Source organism: Actinomycetota bacterium (assembly GCA_035640355.1).
In the GTDB taxonomy this organism is placed as follows: domain Bacteria; phylum Actinomycetota; class UBA4738; order UBA4738; family HRBIN12; genus CALGFI01.
In genome coordinates, this window is the sequence record DASQWI010000017.1 from 147,180 (window position 1) to 169,352 (window position 22,173).

Annotated in this window: 22 protein-coding genes; 19 read left to right on the top strand and 3 right to left on the bottom strand. The window is 68.6% G+C overall.

Annotation, left to right across the window (positions count from 1 at the left end):
* Positions 1-61: 61 nt before the first annotated feature.
* The 15 genes from rimP to VFA08_09415 all read left to right on the top strand — a co-directional run bounded on the left by rimP (position 62) and on the right by VFA08_09415 (position 14,613).
* On the top strand, positions 62-598 hold the full coding sequence (rimP, locus tag VFA08_09345; GenBank protein HYZ13793.1) for a ribosome maturation factor RimP: 537 nt from the start codon (positions 62-64) through the stop codon (positions 596-598).
* The gene (gene nusA / locus VFA08_09350) at positions 595-1,767 is read left to right on the top strand and encodes a transcription termination factor NusA (protein HYZ13794.1); all 1,173 of its coding nucleotides are present in this window, start codon (positions 595-597) and stop codon (positions 1,765-1,767) included. Before rimP ends, nusA begins: the two co-directional genes overlap by 4 nt.
* Positions 1,764-2,048: a YlxR family protein gene (locus tag VFA08_09355; protein ID HYZ13795.1), complete on the top strand. Its 285-nt coding sequence runs from the start codon at positions 1,764-1,766 to the stop codon at positions 2,046-2,048. The genes nusA and VFA08_09355 overlap by 4 nt, the downstream gene beginning before the upstream one ends.
* Complete coding sequence (infB, locus tag VFA08_09360) at positions 2,045-4,123, top strand: translation initiation factor IF-2 (protein HYZ13796.1); 2,079 nt, start codon at positions 2,045-2,047, stop codon at positions 4,121-4,123. Before VFA08_09355 ends, infB begins: the two co-directional genes overlap by 4 nt.
* 68 nt (positions 4,124-4,191) lie before the next feature.
* A complete protein-coding gene (locus VFA08_09365; GenBank protein HYZ13797.1) occupies positions 4,192-4,485 on the top strand; it encodes a DUF503 domain-containing protein in 294 nt (97 codons plus the stop codon).
* Positions 4,486-4,492: 7 nt separating this feature from the next.
* Positions 4,493-4,852: a 30S ribosome-binding factor RbfA gene (rbfA, locus tag VFA08_09370; protein HYZ13798.1), complete on the top strand. Its 360-nt coding sequence runs from the start codon at positions 4,493-4,495 to the stop codon at positions 4,850-4,852.
* Positions 4,849-5,826: a bifunctional oligoribonuclease/PAP phosphatase NrnA gene (locus tag VFA08_09375; GenBank protein ID HYZ13799.1), complete on the top strand. Its 978-nt coding sequence runs from the start codon at positions 4,849-4,851 to the stop codon at positions 5,824-5,826. The genes rbfA and VFA08_09375 overlap by 4 nt, the downstream gene beginning before the upstream one ends.
* A complete protein-coding gene (gene truB / locus VFA08_09380) occupies positions 5,823-6,671 on the top strand; it encodes a tRNA pseudouridine(55) synthase TruB (protein HYZ13800.1) in 849 nt (282 codons plus the stop codon). The genes VFA08_09375 and truB overlap by 4 nt, the downstream gene beginning before the upstream one ends.
* A gap of 17 nt (positions 6,672-6,688) precedes the next feature.
* Positions 6,689-7,633: a bifunctional riboflavin kinase/FAD synthetase gene (locus VFA08_09385; GenBank protein ID HYZ13801.1), complete on the top strand. Its 945-nt coding sequence runs from the start codon at positions 6,689-6,691 to the stop codon at positions 7,631-7,633.
* Positions 7,634-7,688: 55 nt separating this feature from the next.
* Positions 7,689-7,958, top strand: a complete 270-nt coding sequence (gene rpsO / locus VFA08_09390) for a 30S ribosomal protein S15 (GenBank protein ID HYZ13802.1) — start codon at positions 7,689-7,691, stop codon at positions 7,956-7,958.
* A gap of 244 nt (positions 7,959-8,202) precedes the next feature.
* Positions 8,203-10,476 (top strand): polyribonucleotide nucleotidyltransferase, encoded by a 2,274-nt coding sequence (locus tag VFA08_09395; protein HYZ13803.1) that lies wholly within the window; start codon positions 8,203-8,205, stop codon positions 10,474-10,476.
* A gap of 11 nt (positions 10,477-10,487) precedes the next feature.
* On the top strand, positions 10,488-11,756 hold the full coding sequence (locus tag VFA08_09400; GenBank protein HYZ13804.1) for a pitrilysin family protein: 1,269 nt from the start codon (positions 10,488-10,490) through the stop codon (positions 11,754-11,756).
* Between the two features lie 46 nt (positions 11,757-11,802).
* On the top strand, positions 11,803-12,609 hold the full coding sequence (gene dapB / locus VFA08_09405) for a 4-hydroxy-tetrahydrodipicolinate reductase (GenBank protein HYZ13805.1): 807 nt from the start codon (positions 11,803-11,805) through the stop codon (positions 12,607-12,609).
* Position 12,610: 1 nt separating this feature from the next.
* A complete protein-coding gene (locus tag VFA08_09410; GenBank protein HYZ13806.1) occupies positions 12,611-13,390 on the top strand; it encodes a PIG-L family deacetylase in 780 nt (259 codons plus the stop codon).
* Positions 13,391-13,401: 11 nt separating this feature from the next.
* The gene (locus tag VFA08_09415) at positions 13,402-14,613 is read left to right on the top strand and encodes a GNAT family N-acetyltransferase (protein ID HYZ13807.1); all 1,212 of its coding nucleotides are present in this window, start codon (positions 13,402-13,404) and stop codon (positions 14,611-14,613) included.
* 1 nt (position 14,614) lies between these two features.
* On the opposite strand, the gene VFA08_09420 is transcribed toward VFA08_09415, so the two are convergent.
* Positions 14,615-15,073: a histidine phosphatase family protein gene (locus VFA08_09420; GenBank protein ID HYZ13808.1), complete on the bottom strand. Its 459-nt coding sequence runs from the start codon at positions 15,071-15,073 to the stop codon at positions 14,615-14,617.
* Between the two features lie 94 nt (positions 15,074-15,167).
* On the opposite strand from VFA08_09420, the gene VFA08_09425 reads away from it, so the two are divergent.
* Complete coding sequence (locus tag VFA08_09425) at positions 15,168-15,638, top strand: hypothetical protein (protein HYZ13809.1); 471 nt, start codon at positions 15,168-15,170, stop codon at positions 15,636-15,638.
* A 2-nt stretch (positions 15,639-15,640) separates the two neighbouring features.
* Here VFA08_09425 and VFA08_09430 read toward each other — a convergent pair whose 3' ends face one another.
* Complete coding sequence (locus VFA08_09430; GenBank protein ID HYZ13810.1) at positions 15,641-16,240, bottom strand: cob(I)yrinic acid a,c-diamide adenosyltransferase; 600 nt, start codon at positions 16,238-16,240, stop codon at positions 15,641-15,643.
* A gap of 43 nt (positions 16,241-16,283) precedes the next feature.
* Here VFA08_09430 and dapA point away from each other — a divergent pair, with 43 nt between their 5' ends.
* The 3 genes from dapA to VFA08_09445 all read left to right on the top strand — a co-directional run bounded on the left by dapA (position 16,284) and on the right by VFA08_09445 (position 21,102).
* Positions 16,284-17,168 carry a 4-hydroxy-tetrahydrodipicolinate synthase gene (gene dapA / locus VFA08_09435; protein ID HYZ13811.1) on the top strand — a complete coding sequence of 295 codons (885 nt, stop codon included), beginning with the start codon at positions 16,284-16,286 and terminating at the stop codon, positions 17,166-17,168.
* Positions 17,152-18,879 (top strand): ribonuclease J, encoded by a 1,728-nt coding sequence (locus VFA08_09440; protein ID HYZ13812.1) that lies wholly within the window; start codon positions 17,152-17,154, stop codon positions 18,877-18,879. The genes dapA and VFA08_09440 overlap by 17 nt, the downstream gene beginning before the upstream one ends.
* 126 nt (positions 18,880-19,005) lie before the next feature.
* Positions 19,006-21,102 carry a DNA translocase FtsK 4TM domain-containing protein gene (locus tag VFA08_09445; GenBank protein ID HYZ13813.1) on the top strand — a complete coding sequence of 699 codons (2,097 nt, stop codon included), beginning with the start codon at positions 19,006-19,008 and terminating at the stop codon, positions 21,100-21,102.
* Between the two features lie 6 nt (positions 21,103-21,108).
* Here the strand turns inward: VFA08_09445 and VFA08_09450 are convergent, their stop codons facing one another.
* The gene (locus tag VFA08_09450; protein HYZ13814.1) at positions 21,109-22,173 is read right to left on the bottom strand and encodes a LacI family DNA-binding transcriptional regulator; all 1,065 of its coding nucleotides are present in this window, start codon (positions 22,171-22,173) and stop codon (positions 21,109-21,111) included.

A 22,173-nucleotide genomic window follows, 5' to 3' on the forward strand; every position in this document is an offset into this window, starting at 1 on the left:
AGCGGCTGTCACCCGAAGTGGGCTCGCGCCCACTTTCTTTTTGGAGGGTGCGCTCAAAAAGGTGGGCGAGCGGGAGCGCGCGAACGTCGTCCCCGCGGCGCGGGGGGTGCGCTCGGTGGGTGCGACAGATCGAGGAGCCGTCGAGGAGATGGTCCGGCCGGTGGTCGAAGCGGCCGGGCTCGAGCTCTGGGACGTGGAACTTCGTGGCCAGGAGGGCCGGCCGGTCCTGCGGGTCACTGTCGACCGCGAGGGCGGCGTCGATCTCGACGCCGTCGCCGAGGTGTCGGAACGACTGTCCCGACGCCTCGACCTCGAGGACTTCTCGGATCGGCCGTACCAACTGGAGGTCAGTTCGCCCGGCGTGGAGCGGGCGCTGCGCGAGCCGCGCCACTTCGAGCGGAGCATCGGGCGGACGCTGAAGGTGAAGACGGCGGTGCCCGTCGATGGGCAGCGGGTGCATGAGGGCGCGTTGGTCTCGGCCGACGCGGAGGCGATCGTGATCGCATCCGACGGCGGAGAGCTGCGCGTCCCGTACACGGACGTCGCGTCCGCGAAGACGAAGTTCGAGTGGGGCGCAGAGAAGAGGAACCGACGATGAATCAGGACATGATCGCGGCGCTGAAGGAGCTCGAGCGCGAGAAGGGCATCGCGTTCGAGACGATCCTTGCCGGTCTCGAGGAGGCCATGGCGTCGGCATACAAGTCGTGGTGGAAGCAGCAGCACCCCGAGCTGGAGGAGGAGTCGTTCGGGGTGCGCGCGAGCATCGACCCCGAGTCGGGCGACCTCCGAGTCTGGCTCCAGCAGCTCGAGGTCACCGAGCACGAGGACGAGGAGACCGGCGAGATCACGACCGACTCCAAGGTGCTGTCCGAGGAAGAGGTCGAGGTCACCGACGAGTTCAAGGGCCGCATTGGCGCGCAGACGGCGAAGCAGGTGATCTTCCAGAAGCTCCGCGATGCCGAGCGCGAGATGACCTACGAGGAGTTCGCCGGCCGCGAGGGCGACATCGTCACCGGCATCGTGCAGCAGTCCGAGCGCCGGTACACGCTGCTCGACCTGGGCAAGGTGGAGGCTCTGCTGCCGCAGGCCGAACAGGTACCGTCGGAGCCGTACAGAAACGGCGAGCGTCTCAAGGCGTACATCACCGAGGTCCGCCGGGGCACCAAGGGTCCGCAGATCGTCGTCTCGCGCACGCATCCGGGACTGCTGAAGAAGCTGTTCGAGCTCGAGGTACCCGAGATCGAGGAGGGGATCGTCGAGATCAGGGCGGTAGCCCGCGAGCCGGGTCACCGCTCCAAGATCGCGGTGGCCTCCCGTGAGCCGGCGGTCGATCCGGTCGGCGCGAGCGTCGGGCCGAAGGGTTCGCGCGTTCGGAACGTCGTCACGGAGCTCCGCGGCGAGAAGATCGACGTCGTGCCGTGGGCGGCCGACCCGGCCACGTTGGTGGCGAACGCCCTCCAGCCGGCCAAGGTCAAGGAGGCGCGCGTCGACGACCAGACGCAAACGGCGCTCGTGATCGTCCCCGACTACCAGCTGTCGCTGGCGATCGGGAAGGAGGGGCAGAACGCGCGCCTCGCGGCGCGTCTCACGGGATGGCGGATCGACATCAAGAGCGAGACGCAGTTCGCGGACGAGCAGCGGGGATCGCGGAGGGCCGCGCCGGCGAGCCTCGACGGAGGTTCGCACAGGCAGACGGAGGCGCCGACCGCCGATGGGCCGGTCGCGGAGCAGCCCGCCGCCGAGGAGTCCAAAGCCGCAGAAGCGTGACCGTGAAGGCGGCGCGCGAGCCCGAGCGCACGTGCGTCGGCTGTCGCGAGCGTTCGTCGAAGCGATCGTTGCTGAGGATTGCTGCGACGCCGTCGGGCGAGATCCTCGTCGACCCGAGCGGTAGGACGCCGGGGCGCGGGGCCTACGTGCATCGGGACCCGGCGTGCGTCGCCGCCGCGTTCGCCCGGGGTGGTGCGCTGTGGCGCGCGTTGCGAGCGCAAGCGAGCACGGACGCAGCCGCTAGGCTTAGGCACGAGATGGAGCGGGAGCTGCAGGCATGAGGGTGCACGAACTGGCGAAGGAGCTTGGCGTCACGAGCAAAGAGCTGCTCGCGTCGCTGAGGGAGATGGGCGTCGATGGGCTCACCGCGTCCTCGTCCGTCCCGGACCAGGCCGTGCCGCGTCTGCGCGCGTCCGGTGGGAAGGCCGTGCCCGAGGCCAAGATGAAGGAAGCGGTCGAAGAGCCGCTGCCCAAAGCTCGCCCTCGTCGGAAGGCCGTCGAGGAGCCGTCGGCACCAGAGCCCGCCGCCGCGGCGCCCGCTCCGGCCCCCGTTGCAGAGCCGGCGGCTGCGGCCGTACCGCCGCCCGCTCCGGAGCCCGAACCCTCGGGGCTTCCCCTCCTTCGGGTGGTGAAGGGTGCGACGGCACAGGACATCGCCGAGCGAACGGATCGTTCCCCGGCCGACATCGTGAAGATCCTCATCTCGCTCGGCGACATGGCGACGGCGACGCAGTCGCTCTCCGACGACGCGATCGGGATCGTCGCGCGAGAGCTCGGTTACGAGGCCGAGATCGTCGGCATCGAGGAAGAAGAGGAAGAGGAGGAGCAGGTCGACGACAGCGCGCTGGTTCCACGCGCCCCCGTCGTAACCATCATGGGCCACGTCGACCACGGGAAGACGCTTCTCCTGGACGCGATCCGCAAGTCCGACGTCGTCTCGCAGGAGTTCGGCGGCATCACCCAGCACATCGGCGCGTACCAGGTCCACGTCGACGGTCGCGAGGTGACGTTCATCGACACCCCGGGCCACGAAGCGTTCACGGCGATGCGGGCGCGCGGCGCACAGGTAACCGACATCGCGGTTCTCGTCGTCGCCGCCGACGACGGGGTGAAGCCGCAGACGATCGAAGCGCTCGACCACGCGAAGGCCGCCGGCGTGCCGATCGTCGTCGCCGTGAACAAGATCGACAAGCCGGAGTCGGATCCGGCGCGCGTTCGTCAGCAGCTCGTCGAGCAGGGGATCGTTCCTGCGGAGTGGGGCGGCACGTACGAGTTCGTCGACGTGTCGGCGAAGGCCAGGACGAATCTCGAGACGCTGCTCGAGACCATCCTGCTCGTCGCCGACGTCGAGGAGTTGAAGGGGAATCCCGAGGGCCGCGCACGCGGAGCCGTCCTCGAGGCGCACCTCGACAAGGGCCGCGGACCAGTCGCGTCGGTCCTCGTGCAGAGGGGCTCGCTGGAGATCGGCGACACCGTGGTCTCCGGAACGAGTTGGGCCAAGATCCGCGCGATGCTCGACGAGAACGGCCAGCAGGTGAAGCAGGCCGGACCGAGCAAGCCGGTGCAGATCCTGGGGTGGTCGGCAACGCCGAATGCGGGCGACGACGTCCGTGAGGTCGAGGACGAGCGCGAGGCGCGACATCTCACGCAGGAGCGCGAGGCCAAGGTCCGCGCGGCCGAGCAGATCTCGGCGCGTCCACCAACGCTCACCGAGCTCATGGCGCAGGCGCGTCGCGACGAGGCGCCCGTCCTCAACATCATCCTCAAGACCGACGTGCAGGGTTCGCTGGGCGCGCTCGAGGACGCGTTCGCCAAGCTTCCCCAGGACGAGGTGCGGGTGAACGTGATCCACAGCGCACCGGGGGCGATCGCGCAGAGCGACATCTCGCTCGCGATGGCGTCGAACGCGATCGTCGTCGGGTTCAACGTGCGGCCCGACGCGCAGGCGCGCGAGCTCGCGGAGAAAGAGGGCGTCGACGTTCGTCTGTACCGCGTGATCTACGACGCGATCAACGACATCCGGTCGGCGCTTTCGGGGATGCTCTCGCCCGAGCAGAGGGAGACCGAGCTCGGGGCCGCAGAGGTGCGCACCCTGTTCCGGGTTCCCCGCGTCGGCGTGATCGCCGGTAGTTACGTCATCCGCGGCACGATCGTTCGGAACGGACGCGCGCGCGTCGTCCGCGACGGCGTCGTCGTCTACGACGGGCGTGTTGGGTCGCTCAAGCGCTTCAAGGATGACGTGCGCGAGGTGTCCGAGGGCTTCGAGTGCGGCATCGGGATCGAGAACTTCAACGACGTCAAGGAAGGCGACATCATCGAGGCGTACGAGGTCCGCGAGGTCGCCCGCGAGCTGTGACCCGGCGGAGTCCGGGGGGTCGGAAGCGAGAGAGGTGGGCGAGTTACCACCCCCGAAATGGAGGCGACGTGCTCGTCGCGCTGCAACGGTTCGACCTCCGGATCCCCGGTTGCACGTCGCTCAAGGAGAAGCGTCACGTCGTGAAGACGCTCACGTCCGCCATCCGTCAGAAGTTCAATGTTTCGGTCGCCGAGGTCGACCACCACGACTTGTGGCAGCGAACCGCTCTCGCCGTGGCCGTCGCATCGGGGGACGGCTATCACGCCAAACGCGTGCTCCACGAGGTCGAGAGGCTCGTCGAGCGGTGGGCCGAGGTGGAGATGATCGACGCTCAGCTCACGCTGCATGCGCCGGAGGACTGAGACGCCCATGACCGGTGGAGCACGACCGAGCCGCGTGTCCGAGGAGTTCCGCGAGATCTTGGCCGAAGAGATCCCCCGGCTGAAGGACCCACGGATCGGCTTCGTCACCGTGGTCGGCGTGAGGGTGACGCCCGATCTTCGGCGAGCCCGTGTGTTCTACACGACGATGGGGGACGAACGCGCTCGGCGTGCGACCGCCGCTGCGCTGCGCTCGGCGCGCGGGCACCTTCGGAAGGTGGTCGGCGATCAGGTGCGCATGAAGGTGCTCCCGGACCTCGAGTTCGAGGAGGACGAGTCGGTCGAGACCGCGGACCGCATCGAGCAGTTGCTCCAGCAGGTTCGGCCGCCGGACGAGGGGTCGGGATGAACGAGCTCGTCGAGAAGGCCGCGACCGCGCTCGGCCGGGCCGAGTCCGTCGCCATCGCCTGTCACGTGAATCCGGACGCCGATGCGCTCGGCGCGACCCTCGGCCTGTCGAACTTCCTCCGGGCGAGGGGCGCCCGAACGATCTGCTCGTTTCCGAACGAACCGTTCGAGCCGCCGAGGTGGCTCTCGGTGCTCCCGGGGGCCGATGCGCTCGTTCGACCCGCCGAGTTCCCCATCGAACCGGCCTTGATGGTGACGTGCGACGTCGCGTCGATGGATCGCCTCGGCATACTGGCGCGCTCTGCCGCACGCGCGCAGACGCTGATCTGGATCGACCATCACGTGAGCAACGAAGGGCTCGGAACCATCCCCCTGATCGATCCGCGCGCCAGCTCGACGTGCGAGATCGTCTGGCGGCTCATCCGGGAGATCGGCGGCGACGTGCCGGTCGAGACGGCGACGTGCCTGTACGCGGGGATCGTCACCGATACCGGCAGGTTTCAATACGAGGCCGTCACGCCCGAGACGCTGCGGCTCGCCGCGGAGCTGCGGGAGTACCCGTTCGACCACACACGGCTGGTACAGGCGCTCTACGAGGACAACCCGGCCGCGTACCTCCGCCTGCTAGGGACGGCGCTCGATCGGATCACCGTCGAGGGCGACCTGATCTGGACCTACCTGACACAGGCGGATCTGGCCGCCGCGGACGTTCACGCCGCGGAGACCGACGACCTGATCGACATCGTGCGAACGGCGCGAGAGGCAGATGTCGCTGCCGTTTTGAAACAGCAGCGAGACGGGCGGTTCAAGGTGAGCGTTCGTTCGAAGGGCGGCCACGACGTGGCGACGGTCGCCTCGACGTTCGGCGGCGGCGGGCATCGGCTGGCCGCGGGGTACACGTCGAAGCATGGGCTGGCGGAGACGATCCATCGGTTGAAGACGGCGCTCCGCGGGGAACCCGCGGCCGAGGGATGAGCGCGGTCGACGGCGTGCTGCTCGTCGACAAACCATCGGGCGTGACGTCCCACGACGTCGTCGACGTCGTGCGACGGCGCCTCGATACGCGGAAGGTCGGTCACGCCGGAACGCTCGATCCGATCGCAACGGGGCTCCTGATCATCGGCGTCGGTCGCGCGACCAGGCTGCTCCGTTTCTTCGGGGACCTGTCGAAGACGTACGAGGGCACCGCGCGGCTCGGCGTCGAGACGGACACGCTCGACATGGAGGGGGTGGTGGTGCGAACGACGTCGGTCGACGTCACGCCGGAGGACATCGAGCGCGGGTTCGCGGCGCTCGTCGGCGAGTCACTGCAGCAGCCTCCGGCGTACTCGGCGGTGAAGGTCGGCGGCCGAACGTTGCACTCCGCAGCTCGGCGGGGTGAGCGGCTCGAGGCGGTGCCCCGGCCGATCAGGGTGGACTCGTTCGAACTTCGGGCGTACACGGTCCCGGACGTCGAGTTCCGCGTGACGTGCTCGGGCGGGACGTACGTGCGGGTCCTGCTCGCTGACGTGGGGCGCGCCCTGGGGTGCGGTGCGCATCTCACCTGTCTTCGACGAACGGCGATCGGGCGGTACACCGTCGACGACGCCGTGACGCCCGACGCCGTCGGGCCGCCGCGCCCCGTCGAGGATGCGGTGGCGCACCTTCCTCGGATCGAGCTGGAGGTCGACGAGGCGCGAGCGGCCTCGCATGGGAGCGTCCTGGCGCCGGCGGGCATCGAAGGCCCGTACGCGGTGTTCGGACCCGACGCGGCGCTCGTCGGCATCTACCGCGATGAGGGAGCGAAGGCCCGTCCCCAGGTCGTGCTCGCGCCCGCGTAGTCGCTACCCTCCGGCGCGTGGATCGGATCCTCGGCCTTGACGCGCTCCCCGTCCCGCATCAAGCGACGGTGGCGACGATCGGGTTCTTCGACGGCGTTCACCTGGGGCACCGTGCGGTGCTCTCCGCGACCGTCAGTGCCGCTCGCGAGGAAGGCGTGCCCGCCGTCGCGGTCACGTTCGACCGGCACCCCCGCGAGGTCCTCACGCCCGACCGGGTCCCCAGGCTCCTCACGACGGTCGATCGAAAGGCGGCGCTGATCCAACAGAGCGGCATCGACGTGCTGGTCGTCCTCGAGTTCACCAAGGAGTTCTCGCGGTGGCCGGCAGAGCGCTTCATGTCCGAGGTCATTCGGGACGGCCTCCAGGCCGTCCGATGCGTCGTCGGCGCGAACTTCACGTTCGGGTACAAGGCGCTGGGCACGTTCACGACGTTGGCGACCGAAGGGGAGCGATTCGGGTTCCGCGCGGAGGCTGTCGAGATCCAACAGGCGGGCGAGCGCCCCATCTCGTCCTCGTCGATCCGCGAAGCGCTCTCGCGCGGCGACCTCGAGTGGCCGCGCGTCGCGTTGGGTCGAAGGTTCGTCCTGGACGGAACCGTCGTCAGCGGCGCGGGTCGGGGTCGCGGGCTCGGCTATCCGACGGCCAATCTGCAGACGTGGCCTCGACTGCTGCTCCCCGGCCAGGGCGTCTACGCGGGCGCGGTCGGGTTCGGCGGCGAACGCCACGTAGCCGCGATCGACGTCGGAACGAATCCGACGTTCGGCACGGAACCGCTCCACGTGGAGTCCTATCTATTGGACTTCGACGGCGACCTCGTCGGACGGGAGATGGCGGTGGAGTTCTGGGCATACCTTCGGCCCGAGGTGCGGTTCGAGACCCCCGACGACCTCGTCGGAGCGATCGATGAAGACGTCCGGCGGACCCGTGACATCGTCGACCTCGTGACAGGATCGGATCCGTGACCGGCCCGCACGTTGCGAGTCGGAACGAGAGCGTCTGGTAGCCTTTCCGCTGGTCATGACGCTTACGAAGACCCAAAAAGCCGACATCATCCAGTCGCACCGCCGCTCGGAAGCCGATACCGGCTCCGCCGAGGTGCAGATTGCCGTGATGAGCACGCGGATCTCCGCGCTCACCGAGCATCTGAAGGCGCACGAGAGGGACCACTCGTCGCGCCGTGGCCTGCTGAAGCTCGTCGGCCGCCGCCGCAGGTTGCTGGAGTACCTGCGGCGTGAGGACATCGAGCGGTACCGCGATCTCGTGGCCCGCCTGGGACTCAGGCGATAGGGATCGGCGCCGCTCTCGTAGGAGGGATGCCGATACCTCACTGATCCGTCTCGGAGGCAGACCTCCGGTCGGTTCTCAGTCGCGAACCTCCGATGGGGTGTCGGGCTAGCACGGCAGCGAAGCGAGTGTCGTGCGCGCGGTGACAACCCCGGCGGTTCACCACTGACAACCGGCCGCTCCGCCTCCTCAAGCTCGTGCGGCGAGTGGCGCCGCGCGACCCAGCTGTACGAAGGAGGAATGGCCGATGGCCACCACCACACTGTCCCGACAGTTCGGGAATCAGACACTGACGTTCGAGGCCGGCAGGCTCGCTCCGCAGGCCGAAGGCTCGTGCGTCGTCACGTACGGCGAGACCCAGGTGCTCGCGACGTGCACGACCGCTGCTCCGCGGGAGGGCATCGACTTCTTCCCGCTCACGATCGACGTCGAGGAACGGATGTACGCCGCCGGCAAGATCCCCGGCGGCTTCTTCCGTCGCGAAGGGCGGCCCTCCGAGACCGCGATCCTCACCGCCCGCCTCATCGACCGGCCGATGCGACCGAGCTTCAAGGACGGCTACCGCGACGAGGTGCAGGTCGTCATCACCGTGCTCTCGGTCGACATGGCGAACCCGTACGACATCGCCGGCATGAACTCCGCGAGCCTTGCCACGATGATCAGCGGCATCCCGTTCGAGGGACCGGTCGGGTCCGTTCGGCTCGGGCTGATCGACGGCGAGTGGGTCGTGAACCCCACGTTCCAGCAGGTGGACGGGGCGACGTTCGACATCGTCGTCGCCGGGCGCCGCAACGACGCGGGCGACATCGACATCCTCATGATCGAGGGCGAGGCACCCGACAACGCGATGCAACTCCTCGGGGCCGGCGAGGCTGCCACCGCGCCCACCGAGGAGGTCGTCGCTCGAGGGCTCGACGAGGCCAAGCGCGCGATCGGTGAACTGATCGACTTCCAGCTCGAGTTCGTCGCGAAGCTGGACGTGAAGCCGCAGCCGTTCGACCCGCGCCCTCTCTACGGCGCCGACACGTGGACGATCGTGGAGGCGTTCGCCAAGGAGCGGCTCGAGACGGCGATCGTGCCCGACAAGCAGGAGCGGGAGACCGCCTTCGAGGAGATCAAGGAGTCGCTGAAGGGCCACCTGCTCGAGACGTGGGGCGAACAGGCGTATCAGGCGAGACAGTCAGAGATCGCGCCGGCGTGGAAGGACCTCCAAAAGAAGGTCATGCGGGCGCGCGTCGTCGAGCACGGCGTGCGACTCGACGGGCGCGGGCCTCGAGACATCCGTCCGCTGTCCGCGGAGGTCGGTCTCGTGCCGCGCGCTCACGGCTCGAGTCTGTTCCAGCGGGGCGAGACGCAGGTCCTGAACGTCACCACGCTCGGGATGCTGCGCATGACCCAGATGATCGACACGCTCGACCCCGAGGACACCAAGCGCTACATCCACCACTACAACTTCCCGCCGTTCTCGACCGGCGAGGTGGGGCGGATCGGATCGCCGCGCCGCCGGGAGATCGGTCACGGCGCGCTCGCCGAGCGAGCGCTGGTTCCGGTCATCCCACCGGAGGAGGAGTTCCCCTACACGCTTCGGCTGGTGTCGGACGTGCTCGGATCGAACGGATCGACGTCGATGGCGAGCGTGTGCGCGTCGACGCTGTCGCTGATGGATGCGGGCGTCCCGATCAAGGCGCCGGTCGCGGGGATCGCCATGGGGATGATCGCCGACGAGGGAACGTTCGTGACGCTGACGGACATCCTGGGGGCGGAGGACGCTCTCGGTGACATGGACTTCAAGGTGGCCGGGACCAAGGACTTCGTCACGGCCATCCAGCTGGACATGAAGGTCACCGGCCTTCCCGGCGACGTCCTTGCCGGCGCGTTGCAGCAGGCGAAGGACGCTCGCCTGAAGATCCTCGACGTCATGCAGCAGGCCATACCGGTGCCTCGTACCGAGGTGAACCCGAAGGCGCCGCGCATCCTCACGCTGCAGATCCCCGTCGACAAGATCGGCGAGGTGATCGGACCCAAGGGCAAACGGATCAACGAGATCGTCGCGATGACCGGAGCCGACATCGACATCCAGGACGACGGCACGGTGTTCATCGGCGCACGGGAGGGCGCCGGGGCCGACGAGGCCGCGAGGATCATCGACGAGATCGCCAACCCACGGCCGATCACGGTCGGTGAGCACTTCACCGGAACGGTCGTGAACACGACGACGTTCGGTGCGTTCGTGAACCTGGTTCCCGGACGCGACGGCCTGATCCACATCTCCAAGCTCGGCCGCGGGAAGCGCCTCGCGAGCGTCGAGGAGGCCGTGAAGGTGGGGGACACGATCGAGGTCGAGGTCCAGGACATCGACGATCGGGGGAAGATCTCGCTCCGGCCGGTCGGTGAGGAGTGGGCAATCCCCGAAGGCATGGAGCCGGAGGTCTCGCAAGATCGTCCACCGCGGCGGGACCGCGATCGACGGGGTCCGCGCGATCGTGACCGCCGTCCGCGCGAACGCCGAGAGCGGGACTGAGGCTCGCTTCGGTGGCGATCGGTCGAACGGAGTTCGGCTCCGGCCTGCGCGTCGTGACCGAACGTATGCCCGACGTGCGTTCGGTCGCGCTCGGCTTCTGGGTTCTCGCGGGGTCACGCGACGAGCCGCCGCCGGTCAGCGGCTCGAGTCACTTCCTGGAGCACCTCCTGTTCAAGGGAACGAAGACGCGCAGCGCCCGCGACATCGCCGAGGCGTTCGACGCGATCGGCGGCGAACTGAACGCGTTCACCGCGAAGGAGTACACGTGCTTCTACTCCCGCGTACTCGATCGCGACCTTCCGATGGCGGTCGAGCACCTGACCGACATGCTGCAGCGCTCGGTGATCCGTGAAGGCGATTTCCAGTCCGAGAAGCAAGTGATCCTGGAGGAGATCAACGTCCACGAGGACACTCCGGACGACCTGATCCACGACCTGTTCACCGAGACGCTGTGGCCGAACCATCCGTTGGGCCGGCCGATCCTCGGCACCAAGAAGAGCATCCGCGCGGCCACCCGCGATCAGGTCCGCCGGTACTGGCGCAAGCACTACGTGCCCCGGAACATCGTGGTGGTCGCCGTCGGCAACCTCCAGCACGAGCAGGTGCTCGAGCTCCTCGCCTCGGGCATGGAAACGGGAGCGGTTCGGAGCGAGGGACCGGTGGCGTGGAAGGTGCGCAAGGCGGGCCCCGCGCCCGAATCGTCGGGTCGCACGCTGGTCAAACGGCGCGACACCGAGCAGGCGCACATCTGCATCGGCACGACGGGTCTCTCGCGCAACGACGATGATCGGTTCGCGTTCGGGGTGGTCAACAACGCGATCGGGGGCGGGATGAGCTCGCGGCTGTTCCAGGAGGTGCGCGAGAAGCGCGGTCTCGCCTACAGCGTCTACAGCTACCACTCGATGTACGCGGACGCCGGCATCTTCAGCGCCTACGCGGGGACCACGCCGGCGCGCGCCAAGCAGGTCCTGTCGATCGTGCGCGCGCAGCTCGAGGACGTCGCCGAGAAAGGCCTGTCGCCCGACGAGTTCGACCGCGCGAAAGGCCACATGCGGGGCTCGCTCGTACTCTCCCAGGAGGATCCCGGCGGGCGGATGTCCCGCCTCGGCAAGTCCGAGATCAGCCAGGGCGAGATCCTGACGGTGAACCAGTTGCTCTCCAGGATCGCCGCCGTGACTCCGGATGACGCGATGCGGGCGGCCGAGCGGGTACTCTCGCAGCCCATGACGACGACGGTGCTCGGGCCCGTTGACGGGAGTATCGGGCGGGCAGCGCGGTGATCGAAGCGACGGGTGCGCCGACCCCCGGCGCAGGGGGCGCGCTCGGGTGATCCGCGTCGGCGTCATCGGCGCCTGCGGTCGGATGGGCCTGATGGTGTGCCGGGCGATAGCCGAGGCCGACGACCTCGCGCTCGTCGCGGCGATCGATCGTTCCAAGGTCGGCGAGAACGTCGGAGCCCTGATCGGCCAGCCGAAGCTGGGGATCCCCGTGAGCGACGAGCTCGAACGGCTCCTCGAGGCCGAGGCGGAGATCGCCATCGACTTCACGCACCCGGACGTGGTGATGGAAAACGTTCGCTGGTGCATCGACCATGGCGTTCACCTCGTCGTCGGGACGACGGGAATCACGGAAGAGGACCTGCAGTCGATCGAGAAAGCGATAGCCGACGAGGGGTCCGAAACGCACGTGATCGTCGCGTCGAACTTCGCCCTGGGCGCCGTGCTGATGCTGCGGTTCGCGTCCCAGGCCATTCAGTTCTTCCCCGCCGTGGAGGTCGTCGAGCTCCATCACGACAACAAGGCCGACGCGCCGTCCGGGACGGCGATCGCCACCGTGAACCGCCTGAACGACGAGCGCTCCAAGCCGTGGCGCGGCCCGACGCCCGAGAGTGTCGACGGCGTCCGAGGAGGGGATTTCGACGGGATCCGCGTGCATTCGGTTCGGCTGCCGGGCCTCGTCGCCCACCAGGAGGTCATCTTCGGCGGGCAGGGGCAGACGCTGACGATCCGTCACGACTCGACCGACCGAAGCTCGTTCATCCCCGGCGTCCTGATGGCGGCGCGCGCCGTCATGACGCGGCCCGGCCTCACGGTGGGGCTGGAACCGCTGCTCGACCTTCCACCCGTCGGGTGACATGACCCGCCGGGTCGCGTGCGTGCTCGCGCACCCGGACGACGACACCTACGGCGTCTCGGGTTCGCTCGCAACGATCGCCGGAGACGACGTCGAAGTCACGCTGGTCATGACGACGAGCGGTGACGCCGGCCAGATCGCCGACCCAATCCTGGCGACGCGAGAGACGCTCGGCACCGTCCGAGAAGCCGAGGATCGCGCGTCATGGGCTGCCCTTGGGCTGGAGCCCGAGATCCACTTCCTTCGCTATCCGGACGGAGGCGTCGCCGACGTCGCGCAAGAGTCGCTCGTCGCCGTGTACCTGGACCTGCTTCAGCGCGCCGCGCCCGATGTCGTCGTGACGTTCGGCCCGGACGGAATCACCGGGCACGCGGATCACGTCGCCGTCGGCGCCGCGGCGACGGCCGCGTTCCATTCCGCCCGCGCTGCCGGCGCGGACGGCTTTCACCGACTCCTTCACATCTGCTTCCCGCAGTCGCGGCTCGATCGATTCAACGAGTTGTTGCGCGTGCGCGGCTTGCCCGCGATCGACTCGACGCAGCCGTTCCAGCCTCGCGGCGTACCCGACGAGTCGGTCGGGATGATCGTCGACTGCTCGAACGTGTACGACGGGAAGCTCGAGGCGCTCCGGGCGCACCGGACGCAGGCCGAGCTGCAGGACGTCCCGTTCGAGGTGTGGCCCGAGATCCTGGCCACCGAGGCGTTCGTCGTCGGGTTTCCCGAGTCACACGCTCGAGCTGCCGCGCTGACCGGCCTGTTCGACGGGTTGCCCGGCTCGTAAGCTCGTCCGCCATGGACGTCGAGATCCGCACGATCGCCGAGGACGAGTTCGAGACGTGGATGCGGGCCATCGAGAGCGCGTTCGGTGGTCATGTCAGTTCTGAGGACGTTGAGAACGAGCGCAAGGTGATCGAGCCGGCGCGCTGTCTTGCTGCGTTCGACGAAGAAGACATCGTCGGGTGCGCCTCCTCCGTTGTGTTCGAGATGACCGTGCCCGGCGGAACGACCCCGACGGTCGGTATCACCGGCGTCGGCGTCGTTCCGACGCACCGCCGGCGAGGCGTCAACACGGCGCTGATGCGCCGTCAGCTCGACGACATCCGGGACGAGGGATGTGCCATCGCGGCGCTGTTCGCATCGGAGGGCGGCATCTACGGTCGCTTTGGCTACGGCCTCGCGACATTCGATGCGTCCGTCGACATCGAGCCATCGAGAAGCGCGTTCATCCCCGGCTCCGACGGCGACGGACCGGTCCGGTTGCTCGAACGCGAAGCGGCCAAGGAGCGATATCTATCGATGTACGACCGCTCACGGCTGACGCGGCCAGGGGCGATGAAGATGACGCCGAGCTGGTTCGACTACGAGTTCGCTGACAAGCACTTCGGCGAGGAGCGCAAGTTCTTCTTCGCTCTGCACGAGACGGGGCACGACTGCGACGGCGTAGCCGTCTACACGATCAAGCACGAGTGGGACCTCGTGCCCAAGAACATCGTGGAGCTCTACGAGCTCGACGCGCTGACGCCTTCGGTTTATGCCCAGATGTGGCGCTTCGTCCTCGATCTCGATCTGGTGTCGAAGCTCACGGCGTGGAGCCGTCCCGCCGACGAGCCGCTGCTGCACCTGCTGCGCGAGCCGCGCAGGCTCAACATGCGCCTGAAGGACGGAATGTGGGTGCGCCTGCTCGACATCCCCCGCGCCCTGACCGCCCGTCGCTACTCCTCCGATGGACGTGTCGTGTTCGACGTGCGCGACGCGTTCTGCCCGTGGAACGAAGGGCGCTATGCGCTGGAGTCCGGTGCTGAAGGCGCGACGTGCGAACAGACCGAGGACGACGCCGACCTGCTCCTCACGACGAACGAGCTCGCCGCCGCGTACCTCGGAGGATCCACCCTCTCGCAGCTGCATCGCGCCGGGCGTGCGAGCGAGGAGCGAGCGGGTGCGATCGGGACGGCGGACGCGATGTTCACGTGGGACCCGCCGCCTTGGGCGATGCTCCACTTCTGAGCTACCGCAGGCGAAGCTCTTCTTCCAGTTCCACGGCGGACTCATCGTCTCGCTTCGTCAGCACGACGCCCTCGCACTCGCGGAGCGGCTCGATGTCACGCGCGAGCAGGCCGAGAACGCCTCGTTCGATCAGGGGCATGTGGGAGATGGCGAGCCCGCGACCGCCCTCGGGAACCGCGTCGACGAGGGCAGACAGCACTCCGCCCATCGCCAGAGGCGAACCGTCGTTGTCGCGCGCCGAGAGCCCCGGAATGACCGCATGCGGCGGCAGCTGCGCGCCCTTGCCTCGAAGCATCCACGCCGCGGTCTCGGCGGCACGCTGCGCCGGCGAAACGAAGATGACGTCGTAGGAGTGCTCGAGCGACCGGCCGACGTCCTCGGCCTGTGCGCGACCCGCTTCGGAGAGCCGGTCAGCAGCCGGATCCCGTTTCGCGTGGCGACGGATCTCCAGCGTCCTCATCGTCGATCCGGCGTCCGCGCAACCGAAGCTTGGTTCATCGTGCTACCCGCTGCACGCTGATCTCCTCATGGCGTCGTGTAGCATGCCGCGACCCGTGAAGCCTATCCGTCGTTCCATCGTGTTCTCCGTCGGTATCGCGTTGCTGCTGTCCGCATGTACGGGCGACGACGGCGGCTCCAACCCGAACGGTGCAACCGGTGAACCGACCGGCGGAACCGGCGTGACGAACGGTGGACCGACGCCGGTCGAGTCGGGATCCGCGACGGCGGGCACGTATGAGTACGTCAACGCCGGCCTCCACGTCACGATCACGATCGACGGGAACGAGGGCACGATGGAGGTCGAGAACGGGACCGATCGCGAGCTGCCGCGACCCGACTTCTACATCCTCGACGCGCGCGACGGAACCGAGATCTCCGGAGACGTCGCCGATCCGGCGCCGATCCCCGCGGGGGAGACTGGCACGTTCGACGTCGCGTTCGAGGGGGTCGAGGTCCGAAACATCGGCCTTCTCATCCTGTTGTTCGGCAGCGACAACTACGGCGCGTCCGTTCGAACCGCGTAGGCTCAGCGGCTCCTCGGTTCGGCCTCCCCGGCGGCGATCCGCGCGAGCACGAACAGAAGGTCCGAAAGCCGGTTGAGGTAGCGCACCACCGCGTCGTTCACTCTCCCGCCACCCTCTTCGCGGGGGCGAACGCTCGCCTGGTGGCTCGCTTCTTGCGCCCCCGCCGCGCCTCGCCACTCGACGACGCGGCGCTCGGCACGGCGAACGATCGCGCGCGCGACGTCGAGCGAAGCGGAGACCGGGTTCGCGCCTGGCACGACGAACGCGTTCGGCAGCGGATGCGTCCGTACATGCTCGTCGATTGACGATTCGAGTCGTTCCACCATCTCGTCCGTAACGAGCGAGACGTCCGGTTCCAGCCGGTGGCGCTCGTCGGGGTTCGTCGCGAGATCGGCGCCGACGACGAACAGCTCACGCTGCCTCGCGAGGAGCTCCTCGCGAAGGTCTTCGTCGCCGCTCAGCGCGCGGGCGAGACCGATGGCCGCGACCGCCTCGTCCACCGTCCCGTACGCGTCCGTAGCGACATCCGATTTGGAGACCCGTCCGCCGTACAAGAGCCCCGTCGTGCCATCGTCGCCCGTCTTCGTGTAGATGCGCGGCACGCGGCTAGGATAGCCCCGGTGAACCCGACCTCAGGAGGCACACATGGCCGGTAGGTTCGGGGCGGTCGTCACCGCCATGGTCACGCCTTTTCGCGACGATCACTCGCTCGATCTGGACGCCGCGAGCGCGCTTGCGGCGCATCTGTACGAGCACGGCTCGGACTCGATCGTCGTTGCCGGCTCGACCGGTGAATCGCCCACGCTCACACACAGGGAGAAACTCGACCTGTTCCGCGCGGTGATCGAGACCGCCGAGGGCAAGGGCAAGGTCGTCGCGGGAACCGGGACGTACGACACGGCCGAGACGCTCGAGCTCTCGCGCGAGGCCGAGCGGCTCGGCGCCGACGGGTTGCTGCTCGTCACGCCGTACTACAACCGGCCGCCCCAGCGAGGGCTGCTGGAGCACTTCAAGCGGGTGGCGAACGCGGTCGACGTCCCCGTCGTCGCGTACAACATCCCGGGACGAACCGGGATCCGCATCGAGCACGACACGCTGCTCAAGATGGCCGAGGTCCCCAACATCGTCGGCGTCAAGGACTCGACCGGCGACTTCCAGGCGATCTCCAAGCTGATCAGCGAGGCACCGCCCGACTTCGAGGTGTACTCGGGCGACGACTGGGCAACGTTCGGGTACCTGTGCCTCGGCGGTGTAGGGATCGTGTCGGTCGCGTCGCACCTGGTCGGCGATCGCATCCGGCAGATGTGCGACCTGATCTTCGCCGGTGACATCACGGGCGCGCGGAAGATCCACGAGGAGCTCACGCCGTTGTTCAACGCACTGTTCATCACGAGCAACCCGATCCCGGTGAAGACGGCACTCGCACTCGTCGGGCGCCCTTGCGGTCCGCCGCGGTTGCCGCTCGTGCCCGCGACCAGCGACGAGCGCGAGCGCATCCGCAAGGCATTGGTGGATGCAGCGCTCCTCTGAGTCGAACCAGGGACTGCGGGCCTCGAGCAGCGAAGCGGTAGGCGCGCCACCTGAGACATCGGCGCGCGTCGTCTTCCTCGGCGGTGTCGGCGAGGTCGGCCGGAACATGGCTTGCGTGGAGCTCGGCGGACGCATCTTGATCGTCGACGTTGGCCTGTCGTTCCCGCACGCAGAGATGCCCGGCGTCGATCTCGTCCTTCCCGATTTCGAGTACGTCCGCGAACGGATGGGCGACGTCGAGGCCGTCGTGCTCACGCACGGGCACGAGGATCACATCGGTTCCCTCCCGTACCTGCTGCGCGAGACGCAACGGCAACTGCCGGTCTACGGGACGCCGTTCACGCTGGCGCTGCTCGAGCGCAAGCTCGAGGAGCACGAGGTGCGCGACCGTGCCGAGCTCCGGCAGGTGACGCCGGGGGAGGCCGCGTCGGTGGGGCCGTTCTCGATGCGATTCCTCCGGGTGGCGCACTCGATCCCAGACGGAATGGCCGTCGTGATCGATACGCCCTTTGGCTCGATCCTGCACACCGGCGATTTCAAGATCGATCAGACGCCACTGGACGGGCGACCGACCGACCTGCACGCACTCGCGGAGGAGGCCGGCCGCGGCGTCCACCTGCTGCTGTCGGACTCCACGAACTCAGAGGAGGCCGGGTATACCGCGAGCGAGCGAAGCGTCGGGCCCGTCCTTCAGGACATCATCGCCCGCGCGCCGCAGCTGGTCGTCGTGGCCTGCTTCAGCAGCCACATCCACCGGATCCAACAGGTGGTGAACGCCGCACGCGCGGACGAGCGCGTCGTCGCGTTCCTCGGCCGTTCGATGCACCAGAGCGTCGACGCGGCGCGAGAGCTCGGGCTGCTGCATGCGCCGGAGCAGGACGTGATCTTCATCGAACAGCTCGACGAGTTCGATCCGTCGCGCGCCGTCGTGATCTCTACCGGCTCGCAGGGTGAGCCCCTCTCCGCGCTCTCATTGATGGCGGCGCGAGAGCACAAGTGGGTCAAGCTCCGCGAGGGCGACACGGTGGTGCTCTCGAGCAGCCTGATCCCGGGGAACGAGCCGGCGATCCACCGGGTCATCGACGGTCTGTACCGAACGGGCGCGGACGTGTTCCACCTGCCGGCGTACCCCGTGCATGCCAGCGGCCACGCCGCGGTGGAGGAGCTACGCCTGATGCTCTCGTTGGTTCGCCCCCGCTGGTTCGTCCCCATCCACGGCGAACGCCGGCAGCTCGCGCACCACGCGAAGATCGCGACAGAGGTGGGCATACCCGCTGACCACGTCCTGATCTGCGAGGACGGCGACGTGGTCGAGGTGGGAGAGAAGGTCCAGCTCGCGGGGCGCGTCCCGGCCGGGATGACCTTCGTGGACGGCCTCGGCATCGGAGACGTCGGCCAGGTCGTCCTCCGAGATCGCCGCAAGCTCTCCTCGGAGGGTGTCGTCGTTGTCGTCATCGCCATCGACGCCCACCACGGGCAGCTCGTGGCCGGCCCCGACATCGTGAACCGAGGGTTCGTGTTCGACGAGGCGTCGGGCGACATCCTTGAAGAGGCGCGCGAACGCGTCATGCTTTCCCTGCGGGAGTCCGCCGTGGCCGAGGTCGTGGACCGGGGCGTCCTGGAGCAGAACGTGCGCCGGGCGCTGGCGAAGTACTTCTACGACGTCACCCAGCGCAAGCCCGTGATCCTGCCCGTCATTCTGGAGGTGTAGTTGACGTCCAAGGCTACTCGGCCCCGCCCACCCCGCGGCGCAGCCGCGAGCCGTGCCCGCGCACGCACGCCGGTTCGTCAGCACCTCCGACCGTGGGCCCGAGACGCGACCGGGATCGGTCTGGTCGTGCTCGCGCTGCTTACGGTGCTCGGCCTGTGGTTCGACGCGGCGGGGCCGGTCGGGACCGGGCTCGAATGGCTGCTCCACGCGACGATCGGATCGGCGGCGATCGCCTTCCCCGTCCTCGCGCTGTACTGGGGGGCGCTCCTGCTCCGCGCCGGGGCGTCCGACGACCAGGTCAGGATGCTCATCGGGTTCGTGCTCGCGTTCATCGGCGTGCTCGCGCTGATGTCGCTCGCGTCGGGAAACCCCAGGCCGTTCGCCGGCTACGAGAGGCTGCGGGATGCGGCCGGGGTGATCGGCGCGTTCGCGGCGTGGCCGCTCGGCAAGCTCGTGTCGAAGGTCGGCGTCTCGATCGTGTGGCTCGGGGGGATCGTTCTCGGCCTGGTGATCTTCACCGGAACGCCGTTAGCGGCCGCGTGGAACCGCGTGCGCGAGGCGTTCAGCTTCGAGCGCGACGAGGACGAGGAGGTTGAACCCGCAGCCGAGACGGCCAAGCGCCGCGACGGCCCGGTGATCAACACCGAGGTGCCGATCGTTGAGCTCCTCGAGGAGCCGCCGATCGAGGAAGAGGAACTGCCCGCGCCCGTCCCGATCGACATCCCCGAGATCGCCCGCGTGAAGCCATCCGGCGGCCGATACGAGCTGCCGTCCCTCGAGCTCCTTCGGACGTCACCACCCTCGGCCGGGAGCGAACGGGACGAGGCGCACACCACTGAAGCGCTCGAGCGCACGTTCCATACGTTCGGCGTACCGGCGCACGTCACCGCGGCGCATCGCGGGCCGACCGTCACGCTGTTCGAGGTCGAGATCGAGGCCGGCACGAAGGTCAACAAGGTCCTCGGCCTGGCCGACGACATCGCGTACGCGCTGGCCACGCCGGACGTGCGCATCATCGCGCCGATCCCGGGCCGGTCCGCGATCGGTGTCGAGGTGCCCAACCGGGTTCGCGACTTCGTGATGCTGGGCGACGTTCTGCGCTCGCGCGCAGCGCAAGACGACACGCACCCACTCTCGGTCGCGCTGGGGAAGGACGTGCACGGGCGCGCGCAGCTGGTGAACCTCACGTCCATGCCCCACCTGCTGATCGCCGGCGCCACCGGGGCGGGCAAGTCGAGCCTCATCAACTCGTTCATCACGTCGGTGCTGATGCGCGCGTCGCCCGACGACGTGAAGCTCGTGCTCGTCGACCCCAAGCGCGTCGAGCTCATCCACTTCGCGGACCTGCCGCACCTGCTCGTGCCGGTGATCGTGCACCCCAAGCGCGCAGCCGAGGCGCTGTCGTGGGTCGTTCGTGAGATGGAGCTGCGGTACGAGGTGCTGGCGATGGTCGGCGTACGCGACTTCGACGGCTACCGCGCGGGTCTTTCCGAGGGAACGCTCCGAATCCCGCCGGGCCAGGACGACCGCGTCACCGAGTTCCCCTACCTCCTCGTGGTGATCGACGAGCTCGCCGACCTGATGATGGTCGCTCCTCGCGACGTCGAGGATGCGATCTGCCGGATCGCACAGATGGCGCGGGCCGTCGGCATCCACCTCGTGGTGGCGACCCAGCGTCCGAGCGTCGACGTGGTGACCGGTTTGATCAAGGCGAACATCCCCAGCCGTATCGCGCTCATGACGTCGTCGCAGGCCGACTCGCGGGTGATCCTGGACATGAACGGCGCCGAGAAGCTCGTCGGCCACGGCGACCTGCTGTTCGCGCCCTCGAACGTGTCGAAACCGACGCGCCTCCAGGCCGCCTGGGTGACGGAGAAGGAGATCGGCGCGATCTCCGAGTGGATCCGGGAGCAGCGCCCAGCCGAGTACGCGGTGAGCGTCGAGGGGCTGGCCAAGCCGGCGGCGTCCGACGACGCCGACGACGGTGGGCTCGGCGGCGACGACGAGCTTCTGGAGCAGGCGGCCGAGCTGGTCATCCGCTCGCAGCTCGGTTCGACGTCGATGCTGCAGCGCAAGCTCAAGGTGGGGTTCGCGCGCGCGGGCCGGCTCATGGACCTTCTCGAGGAGCGGGGGATCGTTGGACCGTCCCTCGGGTCGAAGGCGCGTGACGTGCTCCTCACGCCAGAGGAGTGGGAGGAGTCACACCCGAGCCGAGTCGGGTGAGCTCGCCTAGGACCGTGTTCTTCGCTCGGTCTCGGACGGACGCGTGTCGCTCGGGGCCGAGCGAGCCGGCGGCGGGCCCGTCGAGCCCCGAACGACGAGGGTTGGAGGGATCACGACGTGGCGGCTCTGCCCACGTCCGCCATCGAGGCGATCGAGCAGCAGACGGACCGCCTCGGCCCCCATCTCGCGCCTCGGCTGCTCGATCGTCGTCAGATCGACGTGGTCGAGTCCGGCGATCGAAACGTTGTCGTAGCCGACGACGGAGACGTCGCCAGGGACCTCCAAGCCATGCTCTCGGAGGACGCGAAGCGCGCCGACAGCGGCCAGGTCGTTCGCGACGAACACGGCGGTCGCGCGCCTCGACTGCTTGAGCAGTTGGTCGACGCCTGCGGCGCCGCCGTCCTCCGTGAATGCGCCGGGGACGACGACGGCCTCCGACGTCAGGCCGTGGCGCCGAATGCCCGTCAGGAATCCGCTCCGCCGGTCGGCGGCGCCAGCGCCTCGACCGCCGTCGACGTGCGCGATCCGCCGATGCCCGAGCGATACGAGATGATCGACGGCCAGCCGTGCGCCCGCCCGATCGTCGTTCGTCACGGAGTCGATCGCCGGCCACCGTGAGGCGCGTGCGACGAGTGCGACCGGGGCGTTCGCTGCTGCAGCGACGATCGCCCGCGGGGGCAGGACCGTCCCTGCCAGGATCACTCCGTCGACGCGGAGCTGCAGGAGCGTCTCGAGCGCTTCGGACTCACGCCCCGGAGACCGGCTGCCCGTGTTGAACAGCGCGCGGTGATGCGAGGCGATCGCTTCCTCCTCGATGCCGTCCACCACCTCGACGAAGAACGGATTGTGCAGATCCGAGAGCACTACGCCCAGGACGTTGCTGCGGTTCCGAACTAGGCTCCTGGCGACGGCGTTCGGCCGGTAGCCGAGCTCGCTCGCCGCGAGCAGAACCGCGCGTCGGCGCTCTTCGCTCACCTGGGGCGCGCCGCGCATCACCAGCGACACCAGAGACTTCGACACGCCGGCGCGAGCGGCGACGTCGTGGATCGTGGGATGGCGCCCCGACGGCAC

What these genes read in the sequence shown, in the direction of transcription:
- rbfA (HYZ13798.1), top strand. Translation starts at nt 4,493, where the DNA reads ATGACCGGTGGAGCACGACCGAGCCGCGTGTCCGAGGAGTTCCGCGAG.
- rpsO (HYZ13802.1), top strand. Translation starts at nt 7,689, where the DNA reads ATGACGCTTACGAAGACCCAAAAAGCCGACATCATCCAGTCGCACCGC.
- VFA08_09395 (HYZ13803.1), top strand. Translation starts at nt 8,203, where the DNA reads ATGGCCACCACCACACTGTCCCGACAGTTCGGGAATCAGACACTGACG.
- VFA08_09415 (HYZ13807.1), top strand. Translation starts at nt 13,402, where the DNA reads ATGGACGTCGAGATCCGCACGATCGCCGAGGACGAGTTCGAGACGTGG.
- infB (HYZ13796.1), top strand. Translation starts at nt 2,045, where the DNA reads ATGAGGGTGCACGAACTGGCGAAGGAGCTTGGCGTCACGAGCAAAGAG.
- dapA (HYZ13811.1), top strand. Translation starts at nt 16,284, where the DNA reads ATGGCCGGTAGGTTCGGGGCGGTCGTCACCGCCATGGTCACGCCTTTT.
- nusA (HYZ13794.1), top strand. Translation starts at nt 595, where the DNA reads ATGAATCAGGACATGATCGCGGCGCTGAAGGAGCTCGAGCGCGAGAAG.
- VFA08_09375 (HYZ13799.1), top strand. Translation starts at nt 4,849, where the DNA reads ATGAACGAGCTCGTCGAGAAGGCCGCGACCGCGCTCGGCCGGGCCGAG.
- VFA08_09440 (HYZ13812.1), top strand. Translation starts at nt 17,152, where the DNA reads ATGCAGCGCTCCTCTGAGTCGAACCAGGGACTGCGGGCCTCGAGCAGC.
- VFA08_09410 (HYZ13806.1), top strand. Translation starts at nt 12,611, where the DNA reads ATGACCCGCCGGGTCGCGTGCGTGCTCGCGCACCCGGACGACGACACC.
- VFA08_09420 (HYZ13808.1), bottom strand. Translation starts at nt 15,073, where the DNA reads ATGAGGACGCTGGAGATCCGTCGCCACGCGAAACGGGATCCGGCTGCT.
- truB (HYZ13800.1), top strand. Translation starts at nt 5,823, where the DNA reads ATGAGCGCGGTCGACGGCGTGCTGCTCGTCGACAAACCATCGGGCGTG.